The 16644-nt window shown below is 67.5% G+C and carries 16 protein-coding genes and 3 tRNA genes; 5 read left to right on the forward strand and 14 right to left on the reverse strand.

Translation table 11 applies throughout. The annotated features are described in order from the left end of the window. Positions 1-102 precede the first annotated feature (102 nt). Both JFB92_RS06630 and JFB92_RS06635 read right to left on the reverse strand, forming a co-directional pair. Positions 103-1086, reverse strand: a complete 984-nt coding sequence (locus JFB92_RS06630) for a hypothetical protein (protein WP_199036200.1) — start codon at positions 1084-1086, stop codon at positions 103-105. Between the two features lie 242 nt (positions 1087-1328). Then, positions 1329-2543, reverse strand: a complete 1215-nt coding sequence (locus JFB92_RS06635) for a helix-turn-helix domain-containing protein (RefSeq protein ID WP_199036202.1) — start codon at positions 2541-2543, stop codon at positions 1329-1331. Positions 2544-2975: 432 nt separating this feature from the next. On the opposite strand from JFB92_RS06635, the gene JFB92_RS06640 reads away from it, so the two are divergent. The 4 genes from JFB92_RS06640 to JFB92_RS06655 all read left to right on the forward strand — a co-directional run bounded on the left by JFB92_RS06640 (position 2976) and on the right by JFB92_RS06655 (position 5097). Further along, the gene (locus JFB92_RS06640) at positions 2976-3161 is read left to right on the forward strand and encodes a hypothetical protein (protein WP_199036204.1); all 186 of its coding nucleotides are present in this window, start codon (positions 2976-2978) and stop codon (positions 3159-3161) included. Between the two features lie 4 nt (positions 3162-3165). After that, positions 3166-3246 (forward strand) — tRNA-Ser (locus tag JFB92_RS06645). A gap of 466 nt (positions 3247-3712) precedes the next feature. Next, positions 3713-4618 carry a hypothetical protein gene (locus tag JFB92_RS06650; RefSeq protein ID WP_199036206.1) on the forward strand — a complete coding sequence of 302 codons (906 nt, stop codon included), beginning with the start codon at positions 3713-3715 and terminating at the stop codon, positions 4616-4618. Then, complete coding sequence (locus tag JFB92_RS06655; protein WP_199036208.1) at positions 4618-5097, forward strand: hypothetical protein; 480 nt, start codon at positions 4618-4620, stop codon at positions 5095-5097. The genes JFB92_RS06650 and JFB92_RS06655 overlap by 1 nt, the downstream gene beginning before the upstream one ends. Before the next feature lie 152 nt (positions 5098-5249). On the opposite strand, the gene JFB92_RS26060 is transcribed toward JFB92_RS06655, so the two are convergent. Continuing rightward, a complete protein-coding gene (locus JFB92_RS26060) occupies positions 5250-5381 on the reverse strand; it encodes a hypothetical protein (protein WP_269847839.1) in 132 nt (43 codons plus the stop codon). A gap of 70 nt (positions 5382-5451) precedes the next feature. On the opposite strand from JFB92_RS26060, the gene JFB92_RS06660 reads away from it, so the two are divergent. After that, complete coding sequence (locus JFB92_RS06660) at positions 5452-5817, forward strand: tyrosine-type recombinase/integrase (protein ID WP_199036214.1); 366 nt, start codon at positions 5452-5454, stop codon at positions 5815-5817. A gap of 37 nt (positions 5818-5854) precedes the next feature. Here the strand turns inward: JFB92_RS06660 and JFB92_RS06665 are convergent. From JFB92_RS06665 to dnaN, 11 genes are all read right to left on the reverse strand, one after another. Further along, positions 5855-5927: transfer RNA gene (locus JFB92_RS06665), tRNA-Ala, on the reverse strand. A gap of 101 nt (positions 5928-6028) precedes the next feature. Next, positions 6029-6160 (reverse strand): DLW-39 family protein, encoded by a 132-nt coding sequence (locus JFB92_RS25335; RefSeq protein WP_211234906.1) that lies wholly within the window; start codon positions 6158-6160, stop codon positions 6029-6031. Between the two features lie 119 nt (positions 6161-6279). After that, the gene (locus JFB92_RS06670) at positions 6280-6852 is read right to left on the reverse strand and encodes a flavodoxin family protein (RefSeq protein WP_199036216.1); all 573 of its coding nucleotides are present in this window, start codon (positions 6850-6852) and stop codon (positions 6280-6282) included. A gap of 127 nt (positions 6853-6979) precedes the next feature. Continuing rightward, a tRNA-Ile gene (locus JFB92_RS06675) sits at positions 6980-7056 on the reverse strand. Positions 7057-7213: 157 nt separating this feature from the next. Continuing rightward, the gene (locus tag JFB92_RS06680; RefSeq protein WP_199036218.1) at positions 7214-7897 is read right to left on the reverse strand and encodes a DUF3566 domain-containing protein; all 684 of its coding nucleotides are present in this window, start codon (positions 7895-7897) and stop codon (positions 7214-7216) included. After that, complete coding sequence (gene gyrA / locus JFB92_RS06685; protein WP_199036220.1) at positions 7898-10396, reverse strand: DNA gyrase subunit A; 2499 nt, start codon at positions 10394-10396, stop codon at positions 7898-7900. It abuts the gene before it with no gap. A gap of 58 nt (positions 10397-10454) precedes the next feature. Next, positions 10455-12413: a DNA topoisomerase (ATP-hydrolyzing) subunit B gene (gene gyrB, locus JFB92_RS06690; RefSeq protein WP_199036222.1), complete on the reverse strand. Its 1959-nt coding sequence runs from the start codon at positions 12411-12413 to the stop codon at positions 10455-10457. 260 nt (positions 12414-12673) lie between these two features. Then, positions 12674-13132, reverse strand: coding sequence for a DciA family protein (locus JFB92_RS06695; protein ID WP_199036224.1), 459 nt, complete (start codon positions 13130-13132; stop codon positions 12674-12676). Further along, positions 13122-14258 (reverse strand): DNA replication/repair protein RecF, encoded by a 1137-nt coding sequence (gene recF, locus JFB92_RS06700; protein ID WP_199036226.1) that lies wholly within the window; start codon positions 14256-14258, stop codon positions 13122-13124. Before recF ends, JFB92_RS06695 begins: the two co-directional genes overlap by 11 nt. A 53-nt stretch (positions 14259-14311) precedes the next feature. Beyond that, complete coding sequence (gene gnd / locus JFB92_RS06705) at positions 14312-15292, reverse strand: phosphogluconate dehydrogenase (NAD(+)-dependent, decarboxylating) (protein ID WP_269847844.1); 981 nt, start codon at positions 15290-15292, stop codon at positions 14312-14314. Next, a complete protein-coding gene (gene dnaN / locus JFB92_RS06710) occupies positions 15225-16373 on the reverse strand; it encodes a DNA polymerase III subunit beta (protein ID WP_199036234.1) in 1149 nt (382 codons plus the stop codon). Before dnaN ends, gnd begins: the two co-directional genes overlap by 68 nt. Between the last annotated feature and the right edge of the window lie 271 nt (positions 16374-16644).

The raw sequence follows: 16644 nt of genomic DNA on the forward strand, positions 1-16644 counted from the left end.
GATAACTACAGGCCGGTAACACCGTTAGATACACAGTCCCCGCAGCGCCGACGGATAGGCGACCTGGTTTCCGCCCTGCCGGTCGCTGGCGGCAGTTTCGGTTCAGAGGTCGAGCGAGGCGAGGTCGAGGAGGTACCAGTCGCCTGCTTCAGTGAATCGGTGAAGCATTGAGGCGCGGTTGCAGCTCGCGACGTACGTTCGCGGCGCGACAGCGTCCTCCCCTGTCACGCGGAAGGTCCGGTACAGGTCGGTGCCATCACCGGTGCGCCGTGCAACGGTCAGCCGCTCAGGCTCGATACCGTGGCCGCCGACCCACCCGACGAAGTCATCGAGGACGAGGAAGTCGTAGGCTCCATTGACGAGATCGTTCTTCCAGACGTCGATTTGGCCGTCGTTGATCCGAAGTACAGGGAAGTCCACGTGGATGCAGGCCCAGACGGTCTCGCCGACAACGTTCAAGGTGTAGGCGTCGGCGATCGGTGGAAATGCTGGCTCACCGGTTTCGGATGCCCGCCATGACGGTGGGTATGACCAGACCAGGTTGAGATCGGCGTCGAACTCGACGAGCCCTGGGTCGCCGATCGGGATCTGGCCTGCGGCATCTGCCCAGCCGTAATTGCCACCGAAGACGCCTTCGTCGAAGTACCCGACGACGATGCGGCCACTTGGAGTGATCTGGATGTCCTCGATGCCGTCGCCGAGCGAGCCGGATCGCCGGTGGGCGCCGTCCGGGCCGACGACGACCGCATTGTGCTCGGCCGCCCCATCACGGAACCAGCATCGATACCCGACCATGAGCAATTCGCCGCCGGGCATGGAATGCACGTGTGGGAAGCGGGGAAACGGACCCTTGATCTCGACGGTATCCGAGTGGCCGTCGTGGGATGTGCTGACGACGCGGGCTCGCCACGAAGCCGTATCGGGCAAGAACGCCCCGGTGGCCTCGAACGGCGGACGAATCGGTGAGCGAGACCGATGAAGGAGGGCCTCCGGTCCCCACAACGTGACCGCCTCCCCGGCAGCGCCAACCGAGGCGCTGATGAGCACATCGCCCTTCATCGGCGGCGAGATCTTGATGTGGCGCAACAGAGGTGCAGCAGAAGCAGCAAGGGATGGGGGCACGCTGCGAGTTTGACACATGCCCCCGGGAACGTTTGAGGTGCTCACGACGAAAAGAGCGGCCATCAACCTGATGACCGCTCTTCAACTGAATGTCTAACTCTGTGGAGCCAAGGGGAATCGAACCCCTAACCACCTGCCCTAGATCCACGGTTTCACTACCTGCACGAACGTTCGATGAATCCCGCGTGACCTCGAAAAACAGTCTCCTAGTATCCCGGCAATTCCCCGCCTGTCTTGACCTCGACCGTCCTGGAACCGTCCCGCAATAACCGTCCACTCTCACCGTCGAAGACCTCACGCAAATCCGCGGCGGCAGGGAGGCCGGCCTCGTCGACGACTCGGACGACCTCGGCCGCGCGCCACCGCGCCGAGGGCACCACGCGGCCCGACAGGAGCGCCTTGAGTGTCGCGTCGGCGGCCTCGTCGAGCGCGCCCTTCGACACCAGGGCTAGCGCCAGGTCGATCTTCGCGGTAGCCAGCCGCCGCGGCCACCGCGTGTGGTCCTCGTCGGGATAGGCCGCGATCACCTCGCGGGCGGCCCGCTCGGCGGCGGCGTCGCCGACCCAAGCGAGCGTGGTCGCCGTGTAGCTCATGGCCTTCGCGGGGTCGTACTGGTAATGGTGCTTCGGCTGCGTCGGGTCGGTGGTCGCCATGGCTTGGACCCGGTTGACCACCGCCAGAGTCTCTTTCCGCTGCCCGAGGCGGGCCCGTGCGCGTCCCTCCTGCGCGGTGGCCTGAATCAGCGCCGAGGACCCGTCCGGGGCGGCCTCCTGCGCTGCCAGGGACAACTCCAGAGCGCTCGGATAGTTCCCGGCGGTCAAGGACGCCCACGCCCGGGTCTCGAGGGCCCACGCGGGAATGACGCGGTTTCCGGCCTCGGCGGCGAGACTGGCCGCGGTCCGCAGTTGCGCCGCGGCGGCCTTGCCGTTCTTCAAGTCGACGTTGAGCGTCGCGGCTAGTAGCGAGTACCAGCCGCCGAGGTCCAACAGGCGCTGGTGCTCGGCGAGCGTGGTCTGTTTGCCCAGCAGGCCCGACAGGTAGGCCAGGTGCGAGCGCACGTCGACCAGCAGCTCGATCGGATCGGTCCGCTGGTAGGCGATGGCGAGATCGTTGAAGGACTGCTCCAACAGGTCGACGGTGCCAGCGCCGACCTCGGAGGCGGCGGCAAGCCGTGCCAACTCCAAGGCCGCGATCGAGTCGCCATCGAGCGCCGGGGCTGCCTGCTTCGTTAGGGCCTTGGTGAACCTCTGAATGCCCAGCAGCCGGTCCAGGTCTTCGGCCAGCGCTATCGAGGGCGCTTGCTTGCCGTTGACGACGCGCGAGAGGTAGGCGGGGTCTCGGTACATGGCCGCACACGCCGCGCGGAGCGTGTAGCCGCTTCGCTGGAGTTCAGCGCGCACCAAGTCGCCGAAGTCGCTCATGCCAACCCCTTGCGTTGACCGTTGCCCGCCTGAGAAGTCAACGCTGGTCAACTCCCCTGTGACGGCCTTCTGGCTCAACGATAGCCGTAGGCCGCGGGTGTCCGGTCCTTGCTGTCCCGGCTCGGCCGGGTGGGCGACCGATCCGGACGGTGCCCGCGGTCGTCACAGAAGGCTCCGGCGACCGCTGGAACGGCCCTGGAGCACGGACTCACTTGCAAGGGAAGCGAGACGAGCACATGGTAAGCCGCCGCGAACGAACCACAGCACCCGCCGAACCGCTGAGGCCGCCCGACGAGCACCCTGCCTTCCACATCCCCACACACGGCGGCTGCGGCTGCCAGAGCTGCACCGAGGTGCTCCGGGACAGCCCGATCTGCCAGTCCTGCCACGAGCCGTGGCCCTGCCCGGACGCCGACGCGAAGGAGTGCGGCCGTGACGCTGTATAGCCGGAGCTTGACCGAGGACGCCCACCGAACGAAGCGGTTCCACTTCAAGGACGCCGACGGCATGTGCGCAGGCTGCCGATTCGGCAAGGTACTCGTGAAGCACGGCGAATGCGACCCCTGGCTGTGGGCCGAGGCAGTCTTGAGCAAGGTCGCCTCGCCGTCCACGCAATAGCCTGGGAGGGTAGCGCCACGGCGGCGAACCGGGCTTGAAACCCGGGCCAGGCGCAAGCCTGGGGGTTCGACTCCTCTACCCTCCGCTGATCGCTGATCCGGCCGATATGCCGGGGTAGGCGGTCCCTTCGCCGCGCACGGAGTCCTCGACGTGATCATCCGCGGCGTCAAGTTCCCGACTTGCTCGTCGCCGGACCCGCAAACCTGAACCTCGGCCGGGGGCTGGACCTGTGGATAACTCTGGGAACTCCACAAGTTATCCACATGCCGTTCACATGACCTGTAACTACGCGCATCCTTCCCATCAGTTCTGTTGCAGCGCTGAGTATTTGCGCACGTCGGGGCCCAGTGGACACTCAACTGGAATCGTGCATGCACTGTCGGTGTAGGGGTGTAGGGTCTTCTTCACCGTACAGAGGAGGCGTCCTCACGACGGACCGCCGCAGGAACCTCCGGCCCGGCGTCTCGGGCCTCAATCAGACATGACTATGGCCGTCCCAGAATTGGAACCCCCGGGACGGCCAACTGCTAATTCGTTAGGAGCCCCACCCTATGGCAGCGAGCCAGGCGGGTACAAGTGGTGTCCCGTCAGAAGGACATCACAAAAAGATCACGATCCCAGGCAACCAACAGGGCCTGCCGTTCGACGAGCACGTCGAGCAGTCCATGGCCGTCGCTAACAGCGCAGCACTCGAAGCGTTCGACTTCGAAGGGCTGGACGAGTCGGCGATCATTCTCCATCCGGAGCATGGGCCGTGTTTCATGTCCGAGCGCCTCATCCGTTGGGCCGGGTGGTCCAGTCCTAGTGATGTCCGCCGTGACCACCTCCAACCCGGCGATGAAGTCGAAATCTCGACCTCAATCAAACGAGGCCGCGGTACGACCACGGCCAAGGTGAAATTCCTGACCAAGCGAGGTGCTCGCCGCCTGCTGATGCGGTCGAATCACTCGCGCGCGATCGCCTATGCCGACCGTGTCCTGGATATGCTCGACGAACTCGACCAGCACGGCATGGTCGTCGACGAACAGCGCATCACCGACGACCAGATCCAGGCCGGACGTGAACGCCTCGACGCGATTGCGAAGGCCCGGCTGGAGGAGCGGATGGACTACAAGTTCGTCCTCGACTCCATCAAGGCCGGCGGCGCCACCGAGTCGCTCGACTACGCGCGCGTCCAGAACGCCCTGTACTTGGAGCTGTTCGGGGCTACCGCCAAGCAGATCATCAAGACCCGGCCACAGCTGACCGGGAAGCCGAAGAAGCGCGGTGAGGGGTTCTGCAAGTCGGTGGTAGCGAAGGACTACCTCACCGAGGCCGAGATACGGCGCATGCAGGGCGTGGTCCTGAACGTGGTCTCCCAGCTCCACGTGCTCCGTCCGAACGGGGCGACGGCCGAGGAGATCATCGCGATGGTCGAGCACGCGGTCTCGTTCCTCGAGCGACGCGGTGCCGCGTAATGCAGAACCTCAATTGGGTTGGCTGGGTCATCGCAGGACTCTCCCTCACGGCTCACCTCATCAAGTTCGCACGCGACCGGCGCCAGGGTGTAACGGTCAGAGCCGAGTCCGGCCCGAACGTCAAGGTCGCTCTCCCCGGGGATGCCAGGAGGCCGCGGGCACCGATGATGGTGGCCAAGCGCCGGGCCACGGCAAGCGAAGTGAGGACCAAGGTCCGCGTCTACGTCACGGCCACATCGCCAATCACGGTCGTCGACGCGGCAGTCTGTCAGTTCCGGTGGCTACTGCTCCGCCGTCTGGGAAGTTGCTCCGAGAAGATCGCCAAGCCGGTCGGGGTGTCAGCGGATGCTCGCGAGAAGTCGATCGTGTTGACCCTTGAGAACAGCCAGGTGCTCGGATCTGCACCCTGGGTACGGGTCCGCACTGAGCGAGGTCATCACTACTACACCCGAGTCAAGCTCCTGAACGGCAACGAGTAGCACAAGACGACAGCCCCGGTCACTTTCACGGTGGCCGGGGCCGATTCGCGTCCCCGGCCGGGGCCGGTGGTCAGTTATCTTTGCTGGCGGCGCGGCGCATGGCCTTGCGCGCCGCCCCTGCACCACCTCGGGACGGGGGCGGATTCGCGCGCTCAACCGTGGTCGACTGCGAGGTCTTCCACGGGCTGAACGGTGGGCGTGTGCTCGTCGGAGAACTGCGGCTCCACCTCGAACTCGGGGCGGCGCTGCCAGTAGTCCAGGAGGCGGTGGCCAGCGTCGACCACGGCGGCGCCGTCGCGGAAGTAGACGCCTTCGCCGTGAGGGAAAGTCCTGGTCGACGAGTTGAAGCCGTTCGTGGCCGGTCGCGACGACGGCGAGCTGGTGTTCACCTCCCCGCAGGGCGGACCGATCCGGGCCCACAACTTCCGCCCGCGCATCTTCAACCCTGCCGTGGCGAAGTCGAAGCTGCCGAAGGCGATCACGCCGCACAGCCTGCGCCACACCTTCGCGTCCCTGTCGATCGCGGCCGGGGCCGACGTGAAGACGCTTCAGGCCGCCATGGGGCACGCCACCGCGGCGATGACCTTGGACGTGTACGCCGACCTGTTCCCCGCCCGGGTCGGGGAGGTCGCCAACGCGCTCGACGCCGGGCGGTCGAAAGCCCTCGGGACGATTCCCGACCGTCCTGAATCCGTCCCAGAGACCCCAGAACAGCAGTGAGGCCGGGTACTAGACCCGGCCTCACCTGGTGATTTAGTGGAGCCAAGGGGAATCGAACCCCTAACCTCCTGCTTGCAAAGCAGGTGCTCTGCCAATTGAGCTATAGCCCCGAAACCCCCTGAGGGGTAGCGCCTCCGGTGCGAGTATCCCCGCCGGGCTCAGTGCACCAGCGAGGATACCCGGAGCGCGGTGAGTTGGCCAACGCCTTCGTTCAGCGCACGTCCTCGGCGGACGTGGTGGCCTCGTGCCAGAGCGTGCGCTCGTCGTTGATGGACTTGACCTTCCTGGCCACGACCACCGCGACGGTCGCCACGCCGGCGACGATCAAAAGCTTCTTCCACATGAACCCAGGCCCCCTAGAAGCAGAGCTTGCTCGGTTACGCAACGTCCGGTTCGGCATTGCACGATGCGACACAGCATAGCGAACAGCGCCACGCGTTCCCGGCGGGCCAGCGCGGACCGCTACGAGCCGGGCGCGTCGAGTTCGAGGAAGGTCTTCGCCTCGGCCAGCGCGTCGTGGTCGCTGAGGACGTCGCCGGGGCGGCTGCCGTTGCCCAACAGCAGGCCGCGCCATTCCATGCGCAGGTATCCGGCGCTCAGTCGGAGGGTCCCGGCCAGCGGGTCGGCCGCGGCGGGGTCCGGGTCGGAGACGGCGCTGACGCCCCACAGCCGCTTGCCGGCCATGCGGGAGCGGAACCCCAGACCGGACACGCGCATCCAGCCGGACCAGTAGTCGAGGTAGGTCTTGACCGTGCCGCTGACCGAGTACCAGTACAGCGGGGAGGCGATGACGATGTCGGTGGCCGCGAGCGTGGCGTCCTGGACGCGCTTCTCGGCACCCGCGGCGGGCGGGGCGGTGCCGTCGCCGGTGTGGCGGCGGTCGGTGAACGGCGGCAGGCCCGCCTCGTCGAGGTGGATCCACTCCTGCCGGTCGGTCTCGGGCAGGCTTTCGGCGGCCGCTCTGGCCAAGGTCTCGGTGTTGCCGCCGGGGCGGGCGCTGCCGAGGACGAACAGGAAGCTGCGCGGTGCGCTCATGCGCGGTCGCTCCTTCGGGATCGGGGGCGTCTCCCCCTTCAAGGCCGCCGCGCGCTCTGGTATTCCAAGGCGAATCGGTCCAGAAAACCGAAAATCCCAGACCAGTGGCGATACCGGCCTGGGATTATGGTGGGCGTACCTGGACTCGAACCAGGGACCTTTGAGTTATCAGCTCAACGCTCTAACCGCCTGAGCTATACGCCCGGGATTCGTCGCTCCGTCGGCGACGCTGAGAAAGGTTACCCCACTGCGGCCCTTCGGACGCAAGCGGCCCCCCGCAGCGAGGGACGGCCGTCACTCGGGCGCGAAGACGGCCCGCGCGGACGAATCCTCGTCGTCGCGGGCCGTCCCGTCCGAGAGCCTAGTCGCGTTCGGCGAGGGTCACCTCGATGCCGCCGACCAGGTCGGAGCAGACGTTGTAGATGAACGAGCCGAGCGTCGCCAGCGCCGTGAACAGGACCATGTTGACCACCCCGAGCAGCGCGGCCGCGCCGATCACGCCCTTGGCGGTGATCCGGATGTTCTCGGTGTCGACCCCGCCGCCGGCGGCGTCGGAATTGGTGCCCATGAGCATCGCGAGCATGTCGTTGACGGTGTCGAACACGCCCATCGCGTCCAGCGCGATGTAGAGGACGGTCGTGGCCACCACCATGACGATGAACAGCACGATCGAGACCGCGAAGGAGAACTTCATCACCGACCACGGGTCGATCCGCTTGAGCCGCAACCGGGCCCGCCGCGGACCCCGCCCGGCCGCCTGCGTGACCGCGGCCCGGGCCGCGCGCACCGCGTCGGCCACACGCGCCGAACTGGTCACGGCCGCGCCCGGAGGCGGACCGGGCTGCATCTGCGGGACCGCCTCGGGGCTCACCGGCGGCGGCGTCATGCCAGGCGGGCGACGGATCGTCAGGGTCTTGTCCTGGTCGTCAGCGGACGAATCCGACGAGGGCGCACCGCCCTCCGCCTTCGGCTCCTCGACCGGATCGGGGGAGGTCTCGACCTCCTCGCGTTCGGTCTCGGCAGCGGTGGCCTTCGCTTCGGTCATCTACTCGTCCTGCTCGTCGTCGGGTTCTTCGGCGCTCTTGGTGATCGCGAGCAGCGAGACCTCGTCGGGCAGATCGATCAGCTTGACACCCATGGTGTTGCGGTCCGTGGTCTTACGGACCGGCTTGACCGGAGTCCTGATGACGCCTCCCTCCGAGGTGATCGCGAACAGCTCGTCGTCGGGCTTGACCGACAGCGCCCCCACCAGATCGCCACGTCGTTCCGTGATCTTCGCCGTCAGAACGCCCTTTCCGCCGCGGCCCTGCTGCGGATACGCCTCGACCGGAGTCCGTTTCGCATATCCGCGGCTGGTCGCCACGAGGATGTCCATATTATCGCGCAGCACGATCATCGTGAGCAATTCGTCGTCGCCGACGAAGCGCATCCCGATCACACCGCTGGTGGCCCTGCCCATCGGCCGCAGACTCTCGTCGGACGCCTGGAAGCGGATCGACTGGGCCTTGCGGCTGACCAGCAGCAAGTCGGCGGTGGCCTCGATGAGCGCCGCCCCGACGAGCTCGTCGCCGTCCCGCAGGTTGATCCCGACGATACCGCCGGTGCGGGAAGAGTCGAAATCACTCAGCCGGCTCTTCTTGACCAGGCCGTTCCTGGTGGCCAGCACCAGGTACGGGTACTGCTCGTAGGACTGGAGCTGGATGACCTGCGCGATCGTCTCGTCCGGCTGGAAGGCCAGGACGTTCGCCACATGCTGGCCGCGCGCGGTGCGACTGGCCTCCGGCAGCTCGTACGCCTTCGCCCGGTACACCCGGCCCTTGTTGGTGAAGAACAGGATCCAGTCGTGCGTGGTGCACACGAAGAAGTGGCTGACGATGTCGTCCTGCTTCAGCTGCGCGCCCTGGACGCCCTTGCCGCCGCGCTTCTGCGAGCGGAACGAGTCGACCTTGGTGCGCTTGACGTAACCGCCTCGAGTGATAGTCACCACAATGTCTTCGCGGGCGATGAGGTCCTCCATGGACACCTCGCCGGCGTCGGGCAGGATCGTGGTGCGCCTCTCGTCGCCCCAGCGCTGGACCACCGCTGCCAACTCGTCGCGCACGATCGAGCGCTGCCGCTCGGGCCGGACCAGGATGTCCTCGAAGTCGGCGATCTTCTCCTCGATCTCGGCCAGCTCGTCGAGGATCCGCTGCCGCTCCAACGCGGCCAGGCGGCGCAGCTGCATGTCGAGAATCGCCGTGGCCTGGATCTCGTCGACGTCGAGCAGGCTCATCAGGCCGGACTTCGACTCCTCTGCCGAAGGCGAGCGGCGGATCAGCGCGATCGTCTCGTCCAGCAGGTCGAGCGCCTTGGACAGGCCGCGCAGGATGTGCGCCCGCTCCTCGGCCTTGCGCAGCCGGTACTGGGTGCGCCGGACGATCACGTCGATCTGGTGGGCCACGTAGTAGCGCACCATCTGCGCGATGTTCAGCGTGCGCGGCACCCCGTCGACCAGCGCGAGCATGTTCGCCCCGAACGTCTCCTGCAACTGGGTGTGCTTGTAGAGGTTGTTGAGCACCACCTTCGGGACCGAGTCGCGCTTGAGCACGACCACCAGGCGCATGCCGGTGCGCCCCGAGGACTCGTCGCGGATGTCGGCGATGCCGGTGAGCTTGCCGTCCTTGACCAACTCGGCGATCCGCTCTGCCAGGTTGTCCGGGTTGACCTGGTAGGGCATCTCGGTGACCACCAGGCACGCCCTGCCCTTGTTGTCCTCCTCGACCTCGACGACGGCGCGCATCTTGATCGAGCCTCGTCCGGTCCGGTAGGCGTCCTCGATGGCCGCCCGGCCCAGGATCGTCGCGCCGGTCGGGAAGTCCGGGCCGGTGATGATCCCCAGCAGCGCCTCCAGAGCCTCCTCCTCGGTCGACTCGGGGTGGTCCAGGCACCAGTTCACGGCCGCGGCGACCTCGCGCAGGTTGTGCGGCGGAATCTTGGTGGCCATGCCGACCGCGATCCCCTCCGAGCCGTTGATCAGCAGGTTCGGGATCCGCGAGGGCAGGATCGTCGGCTCGGTGGTCTTGCCGTCGTAGTTCGGCTCGAAATCGACGCACTCCTCGTCGATGTCGCGCAGCATCTCCATCGCCAGCGGGTCCAGGCGGCACTCGGTGTACCGCATCGCCGCGGCCGGGTCGTTGCCCGGCGAACCGAAGTTGCCCTGCGGGTCGATCAGTGGGTAGCGCAGCGACCAGTGCTGGGCCATGCGGACCAGCGAGTCGTAGATCGCGCCGTCACCGTGCGGGTGGTACTGGCCCATGACGTCGCCGATGACGCGCGAGCACTTGACGTAGCTGCGGTCGGACCGGTAGCCGCCGTCGTACATCCCGTACAGGATCTTGCGGTGGACCGGCTTGAGGCCGTCGCGCACATCCGGCAGCGCGCGCCCCACGATCACGCTCATCGCGTAGTCGAGGTAGGAGCGCTGCATCTCCACTTCGATCCCCACCGGATCGATGCGGCCGCCGCCCTCCGGGAGGTCCAGCTGGTCTTGGTTGTTCTCAGGCACCAGTGCTTCCTTGCTCTGTAAGACGGATCGTGGTCATCGGGGCCGTCGGCCGCCCGGGCTAGATGTCCAAGAAGCGGACGTCCTTGGCGTTCTCCTGGATGAACCGGCGCCGGCTCTCCACGTCCTCACCCATCAAGACGCTGAAGAGCTCGTCGGCAGTTGCCGCGTCGTCGAGCTGCACTTGGAGAAGATTGCGACTGGACGGATCCATCGTCGTCTCCCACAGCTCGGTGTAGTTCATCTCACCGAGACCCTTGTAGCGCTGCACGCCGTCGGACCGGCGCGGGTCCGGCTTGCCCTGGGCGATGCCCTCCTCGACCAGCCGGTCGCGCTCGGCGTCGGAATAGGCGTAGGAGACCAGGTCGCCCTTCTTGTTCCACTTGATCTTGTACAGCGGCGGCTGGCTCATGTAGACGTGCCCGAGCTCCACCAGCGGCCGCATGAAGCGGAACAGGAGCGTCAGCAGCAGCGTGTTGATGTGGTGGCCGTCGACGTCGGCGTCCGACATCAGGATGATCTTGTGGTAGCGGAGCCGCTCGATGTCGAACTCCTCGTGGATCCCCGTGCCCAGGGCCGTGATCATGCCCTGGACCTCGTTGTTCTTGAGGATCTTGTCCAGTCGCGCCTTCTCGACGTTGAGGATCTTGCCGCGGATGGGCATGATCGCCTGCGTGCGCGGGTTGCGGCCCTGCTTGGCCGAGCCGCCGGCCGAGTCGCCCTCGACCACGAACATCTCGCACTCGCCGGGGTTGGTCGACTGGCAGTCGGCCAGCTTGCCCGGCATCGAGGAGGTCTCCAGCAGGCTCTTGCGGCGGGCCAGCTTGCGGGCCTGCTGCGCGGCCTTGCGGGCCTGGGCCGCGCTGGCGGCCTTCTGCACGATGACGCGCGCTTCCTTCGGGTGGCGGTCGAGCCAGTCTGGCAGCCACTCGTTGCAGATGCGCTGCACGAAGCCCCGGACCTCGGTGTTGCCGAGCTTGGTCTTGGTCTGGCCCTCGAACTGCGGCTCGCGCAGCTTGACCGAGATGATCGCGGCCAGCCCCTCGCGGATGTCGTCGCCCGAGAGGCGGTCCTTGTCGCTCTTGAGGATCTTCTTCTCCAGGCCGTACCGGTTGACCGCGTTGGTCAGCGCCGAGCGGAAGCCCTCCTCGTGAGTGCCGCCCTCGTGGGTGTTGATGGCGTTGGCGAAGGTGTAGACCGACTCCCCGTAGGACTCGTTCCACTGCATCGCGATCTCGAGGGCCTGATCGCTCTCCTCGGCCTGGAACGAGATCACCGTGGGGTGGACGGCGCTCTTGGTGGCGTTGAGGTGGCGCACGAAGTCGGCGATGCCCTCGTCGTACTTGAACGTGACGGCCTTGGCCTGGCCCTCGTCGTCGAGCTGCTCGGACCGCTCGTCCAGCAGCGTGATCGCCAGCCCCTTGTTGAGGAAGGCCATCTCCTGGAGGCGCCGGTAGATCGTCTTGTAGTCGAACTCGAGGGTCTCGAAGATGTCGCCGTCGGGCCAGAAGCTGACGATCGTCCCGGTCTCGTCCGAACGCTCGCCCTTCTCCAGCGGGCCTGGCTGGGCGTTCTTGTAGTGCTGGCGCCACACGTGCCCGTCGCGGCGGATCTCGACCTCCAGCTGGGTCGAGAGCGCGTTGACCACCGAGACGCCGACGCCGTGGAGGCCGCCGGAGACCGCGTAGCTCTTCGAGTCGAACTTGCCGCCGGCGTGGAGCACCGTCAGCGCGACCTCGACGCCCGGCTTCTTCAGCTTCGGGTGCGGGTCGACGGGGAAACCGCGGCCGTTGTCGGCGACGCGGATGCCGCCGTCGGCCAGGAGCGTGACTCCGATGTCGGTGCAGTGGCCGGCCATGGCCTCGTCGACCGAGTTGTCGACGACCTCTTGCAGGAGGTGGTGCAGGCCGCGCTCGCCGGTCGAGCCGATGTACATGCCCGGGCGCTTCCTGACCGCCTCGAGGCCCTCGAGGACCGTCAGCGATGAGGCGCTGTACTCGTCCTGCTTCTTCGCCGCCACCGGCAACTCCTTCTGTCGTCGTTCACGGTCGGTGAGAACGCTAGTCCACGGGTGTGACACTTGCGGCCGTCCGCGTTCGGTGTCCGTTCCGGGACGGGCTCCCGCCCACCAAGGAGGCGGCCGAACGAATCGGCCGCCGATCAATTGTCAAGTCTACTGCGTCCGAGCTCGGATTTCCCTATCTCTGCGCCTTGGCGTCGTCACAGTCGCGACGGGAGGCGAGGATGTGAACCCCCCTACGGACCTAGGGTCGTCCGGCTTCAGAACGTGTCACGGGAGCCATTAAACCGTACTCGCCTCGGACCGAAGGAACGAGTCGGCTGTTTCGGCCCCACGATCCGCAGCCGCCGCACCACTCCGGGTCCGAGCGCGGCCGCGATCTTGCGGTACATCTGGCTCGACAGCAGCCGCAGCTGCGTCGCCCAGGCGCTGGACTCGGCCACGACCAGCAGCTCCCCGTCCTCGAGCTTCTCGGGGCGGCAGTGGGAGGCGATGTCGGGACCCACGATCTCGGTCCAGCGTCCGAACACCGAGGCGTTCGAGACCTTCGCGGTCCAGCCCTTCTTGCGCACCACCTGGCCCAGCAGGCTCCCGATCGTCTCGGGGTCGCGCTTGTCGGGGCCGGGCCCCGACCACTCCCTGCGGAAGCGCGGATCGTCCGACCGGCCGCCGGAGCGGCGCGGCCCGCGGTACGCGAAACCGTCCGACCTATAGGACACGACGGATCTCCCCCTCCCAGACGTCGAACCGGGCCCCCGTCAGCCGATCGGGGACGTCGGCGGCCACCGCGCAGGTGATGAGGGTCTGCTCGGCGGCCTCGGCGTATTCGGCCAGGCGCTCGCGCCTGGTGGTGTCGAGCTCGGCGAAGACGTCGTCGAGGATCAGCACCGGCGCCGAGCCCTCGGACTTGAGCAGCTCGAACGAACCCAGCCGCATCGCCAGCGCGACCGACCAGGTCTCGCCGTGCGAGGCGTAGCCCTTGACCGGGAGCTCGCCCAGGGTCAGCTCCAGGTCGTCGCGGTGGGGGCCGACCAGCGTGGTGCCGCGCTCGACCTCCTTGCCGCGGGCGGCGGCCAGCGCCGCCGAGATCCTGGCGGTGAGCACCTCGCGGTCGGCGGTCAGGTCCCCGCCCAGCTCCGAGGTGTAGACCATCGACGCTTCGCTGCGTCCGTCGGCGATGCGCGCGTGGGCTTTGGCGACGGGCTCGGCCAGGTCGGCCACCAGCGCCAGGCGCCCGGCCATGAGCTCGGCGCCGTGCTCGGCCAGGTGCGCGTCCCAGGCGTCGAGCGTGGCCAGCTCGGCCCCGCCCGGCCCCCGACCGCCGTTCTTCTTGGCCAGGTAGGCCGTCCGCAGCAGCGTGTTGCGCTGTTTGAGGACCCGCTCGTAGTCGCCGCGGACGGCGGCGAAGCGCGGGTAGCGCGAGCACAGGAGCTCGTCGAGGTACCGGCGGCGGACGCTCGGTTCGCCGCGCACCAGCGCCAGGTCCTCGGGCGCGAAGGCGACGGCCTTGAGCGCTCCGATCAGGTCGCGCGGCCGCGGCAGCGCGGTGCGGCCCAGCCGGGCGCGGTTGGAGCGGCCGGGGACGATGGCCAGCTCGGCGAGCAGGTGCCGGGAGTCGCTGACGATCTCGGCGCGCACCACGGCCTGCTCGGCCCCGGCGCGGACCAGCGGGGCGTCCGAGGACACCCGGTGGGAGCGGAGGTTGGCCAGGTAGATCAGGGACTCCACGAGGTTGGTCTTGCCGTGTCCGTTGGGCCCGACCAGGATCGAGGGGCCCTCGTCGAGCGCGATCTGGGCGTGCGCGTAGGACCGGAAGTCGCTGAGATGGAGCTGGCGTACGCGCACGCCTCTATTGTGCCGCCTGCCGCTGACGCGCCGCGGACCAGCCCCGATTCGGCTCACTCGGGCCTGACGGCGTGCCCACCGAACTGGTTCCGGAGGGCGGCGACGGCCTTCATGGCCGGGGAGTCGTCCTGGCGGGAGGCGAACCGCGCGAACAGGGAGTCGCTGATCGCCGGGAGCGGCACGCGCAGCCGGACGGCCTCTTCGACCGTCCAGCGGCCCTCACCGGAGTCCTCGACCCAGCCTTTGATCTTGGCCAGTTCGGGGTCCTCGTCGAGCGCGCGGTCGAGCAGGTCGAGCAGCCAGGAACGGATCACCGTGCCCGACCGCCAGGACTTGAAGACCTCCGGCACGTTCTGGACGTGCTCGCTGGCCTCGAGCAGCTCGTAGCCCTCGGCGTAGGCCTCCATCATCGCGTACTCGATGCCGTTGTGGACCATCTTGGCGTAGTGGCCGGCGCCCACGCCCCCGGCGTGGACGAAGCCGTACTCGCCCTCGGGCTTGAGCGCGTCGAAGACCGGCATGAGCTTCTGGACGTCGGCCTCGGCCCCGCCGACCATGAGCGCGTAGCCCTCGGTGAAGCCCCACACGCCGCCGGAGACGCCGACGTCGACGTAGCCGATGCCGTGGTCGGCGAGCACCGCCGCGTTGGTCTCGTCGTCGGTGAACCGGGAGTTGCCGCCGTCGACGACGATGTCGCCGGCCGAGAGCAGCCCGGCGAGCTCGGCGACGGTGGAGCGGGTGGGTTCGCCGGCCGGGACCATGACCCAGACGGCCCGAGGGGCCTCGAGCGCCTGGACCAGTTCGGCCGGCGAACCGACGTCGGTCTTGTCCGGGTCGCGGTCGTAGCCGACGACCTGGTGCCCGACCTCTTGGAGCCGCAACTTCATGTTGCCGCCCATCTTTCCGAGCCCGATCATGCCCAGTTGCATGCCGCGCCCCCTTCCGCTCCGCTGGTGTCCGCGCCTTTCAGGCGTCCCAACGCAATGGTTGCAGCATGTACAGGTAGCCGTCGTGGTTTGTGTCCGATTCCTCAGCGTCGGGCTCGGCCTCCCCGGACATGACGACCGGCTTGCCCAGTTCGTTCATGTTGAAGGCGGTGTACGGGGTGTCGACGACGCCGAGCCCGTCGAGCAGGTAGGCGGGGTTGAAGGCGATCTTGCCGGACTCGCCGGTGAAGGTGCAGTCCATCGCCTCGCTCGCCTTGGCGTCCTCGGCGCCGCCCGCCTCGACGACGAGTCCGTCGTCGTCGAAGGACAGCCGGATCGGCGAGTTGCGGTCGCCGACCAGGGCCACGCGGCGGGCGACCTCGATCAGCTCGGAGGTCTTGACCCGCAGCGTGGTCGAGTAGCTGTTGGCCAGGAGGCTGCGCAGCGGCGGCAGCTGGCCGTCGAGGACGCGGGAGGTGGTCTGGCGGCCCCCGGCGGTGAACCCGACCATGCCGGGCGCGCCGTCGGTGCCGGTCGGGACGGCGATGGTGACCGGGCCCGACATCGACCCGAAGGTGCGGGCGGTGTCGGCCAGGGCCTTGGCCGGGACCAGGACGGTGACGTTCACGTCGGACTCGGCCGGTTCCCAGCCGGTGTCGCAGATGGCCATCCGGTATCGGTCGGTGGCAAGGAAGCCGATGCCGCCACCGGTCATCTCGACCTGGACGCCGGTCATGGTCGGCAGGGTCTCGTCCTTGCCGGCCGCGACCGCGGTCTGGGCGACGGCCTTGGCGAACCGGTCGGCGTCGATGGTGCCGATCGTCTCTGGCATCTGCGGCAGGCTCGGGTAGTCCTCCAGCGGCATGGTCGGCAGGGTGAAGCGCGCCGAGCCGCAGGTGAGCTCGGCGTGGGGGCCGTCGACGGTGAAGTCGACCGGCTTGCCGGGGAGGGCCTTGACGATCTCGGCCAGCAGCTTGCCCGACACCAGGGCCGTGCCGGCGGACTCGCCGGTCACCTCGACCTCGACGCGGGTGGAGATCTCGTAGTCGAAACCGGAGATGGTCAGGGTGCCCTCGTCGACCGACAGGCGGGCGCCGGCGAGCACGGGAACGGACGGCCGGGCCGGGAGGCTCTTGGCGGTCCAGGAGACCGCGTCGGCGAAGGAGTCTCGATCTACTTGGAACTTCATGGCGTGCTCGCTCCTCATCTGGCTGAAGCTCGGTTGTTCACAGCGCTATTACTAATGAACTCTCTATAGATATAACTGTCGTCGTAGTCGTCGGTGCTGTGGAAACTGTGGAAAACCCTTCTTTTCGCAGCTAGGCATCGATATGAGGTTGTGGACGAGCTGTGGAGAACCTGTGGATGAATCGGCAGTTTATCCACAGCCCCCGACACCCGAGGCGCTTTCCACATTCTGTCCACAGCTGTTTCCACAGCTTTTCCACAAGTTCTCCACA

It is taken from the genome of Glycomyces salinus (assembly GCF_016428645.1).
Lineage (GTDB): Bacteria > Actinomycetota > Actinomycetes > Mycobacteriales > Micromonosporaceae > Glycomyces > Glycomyces salinus.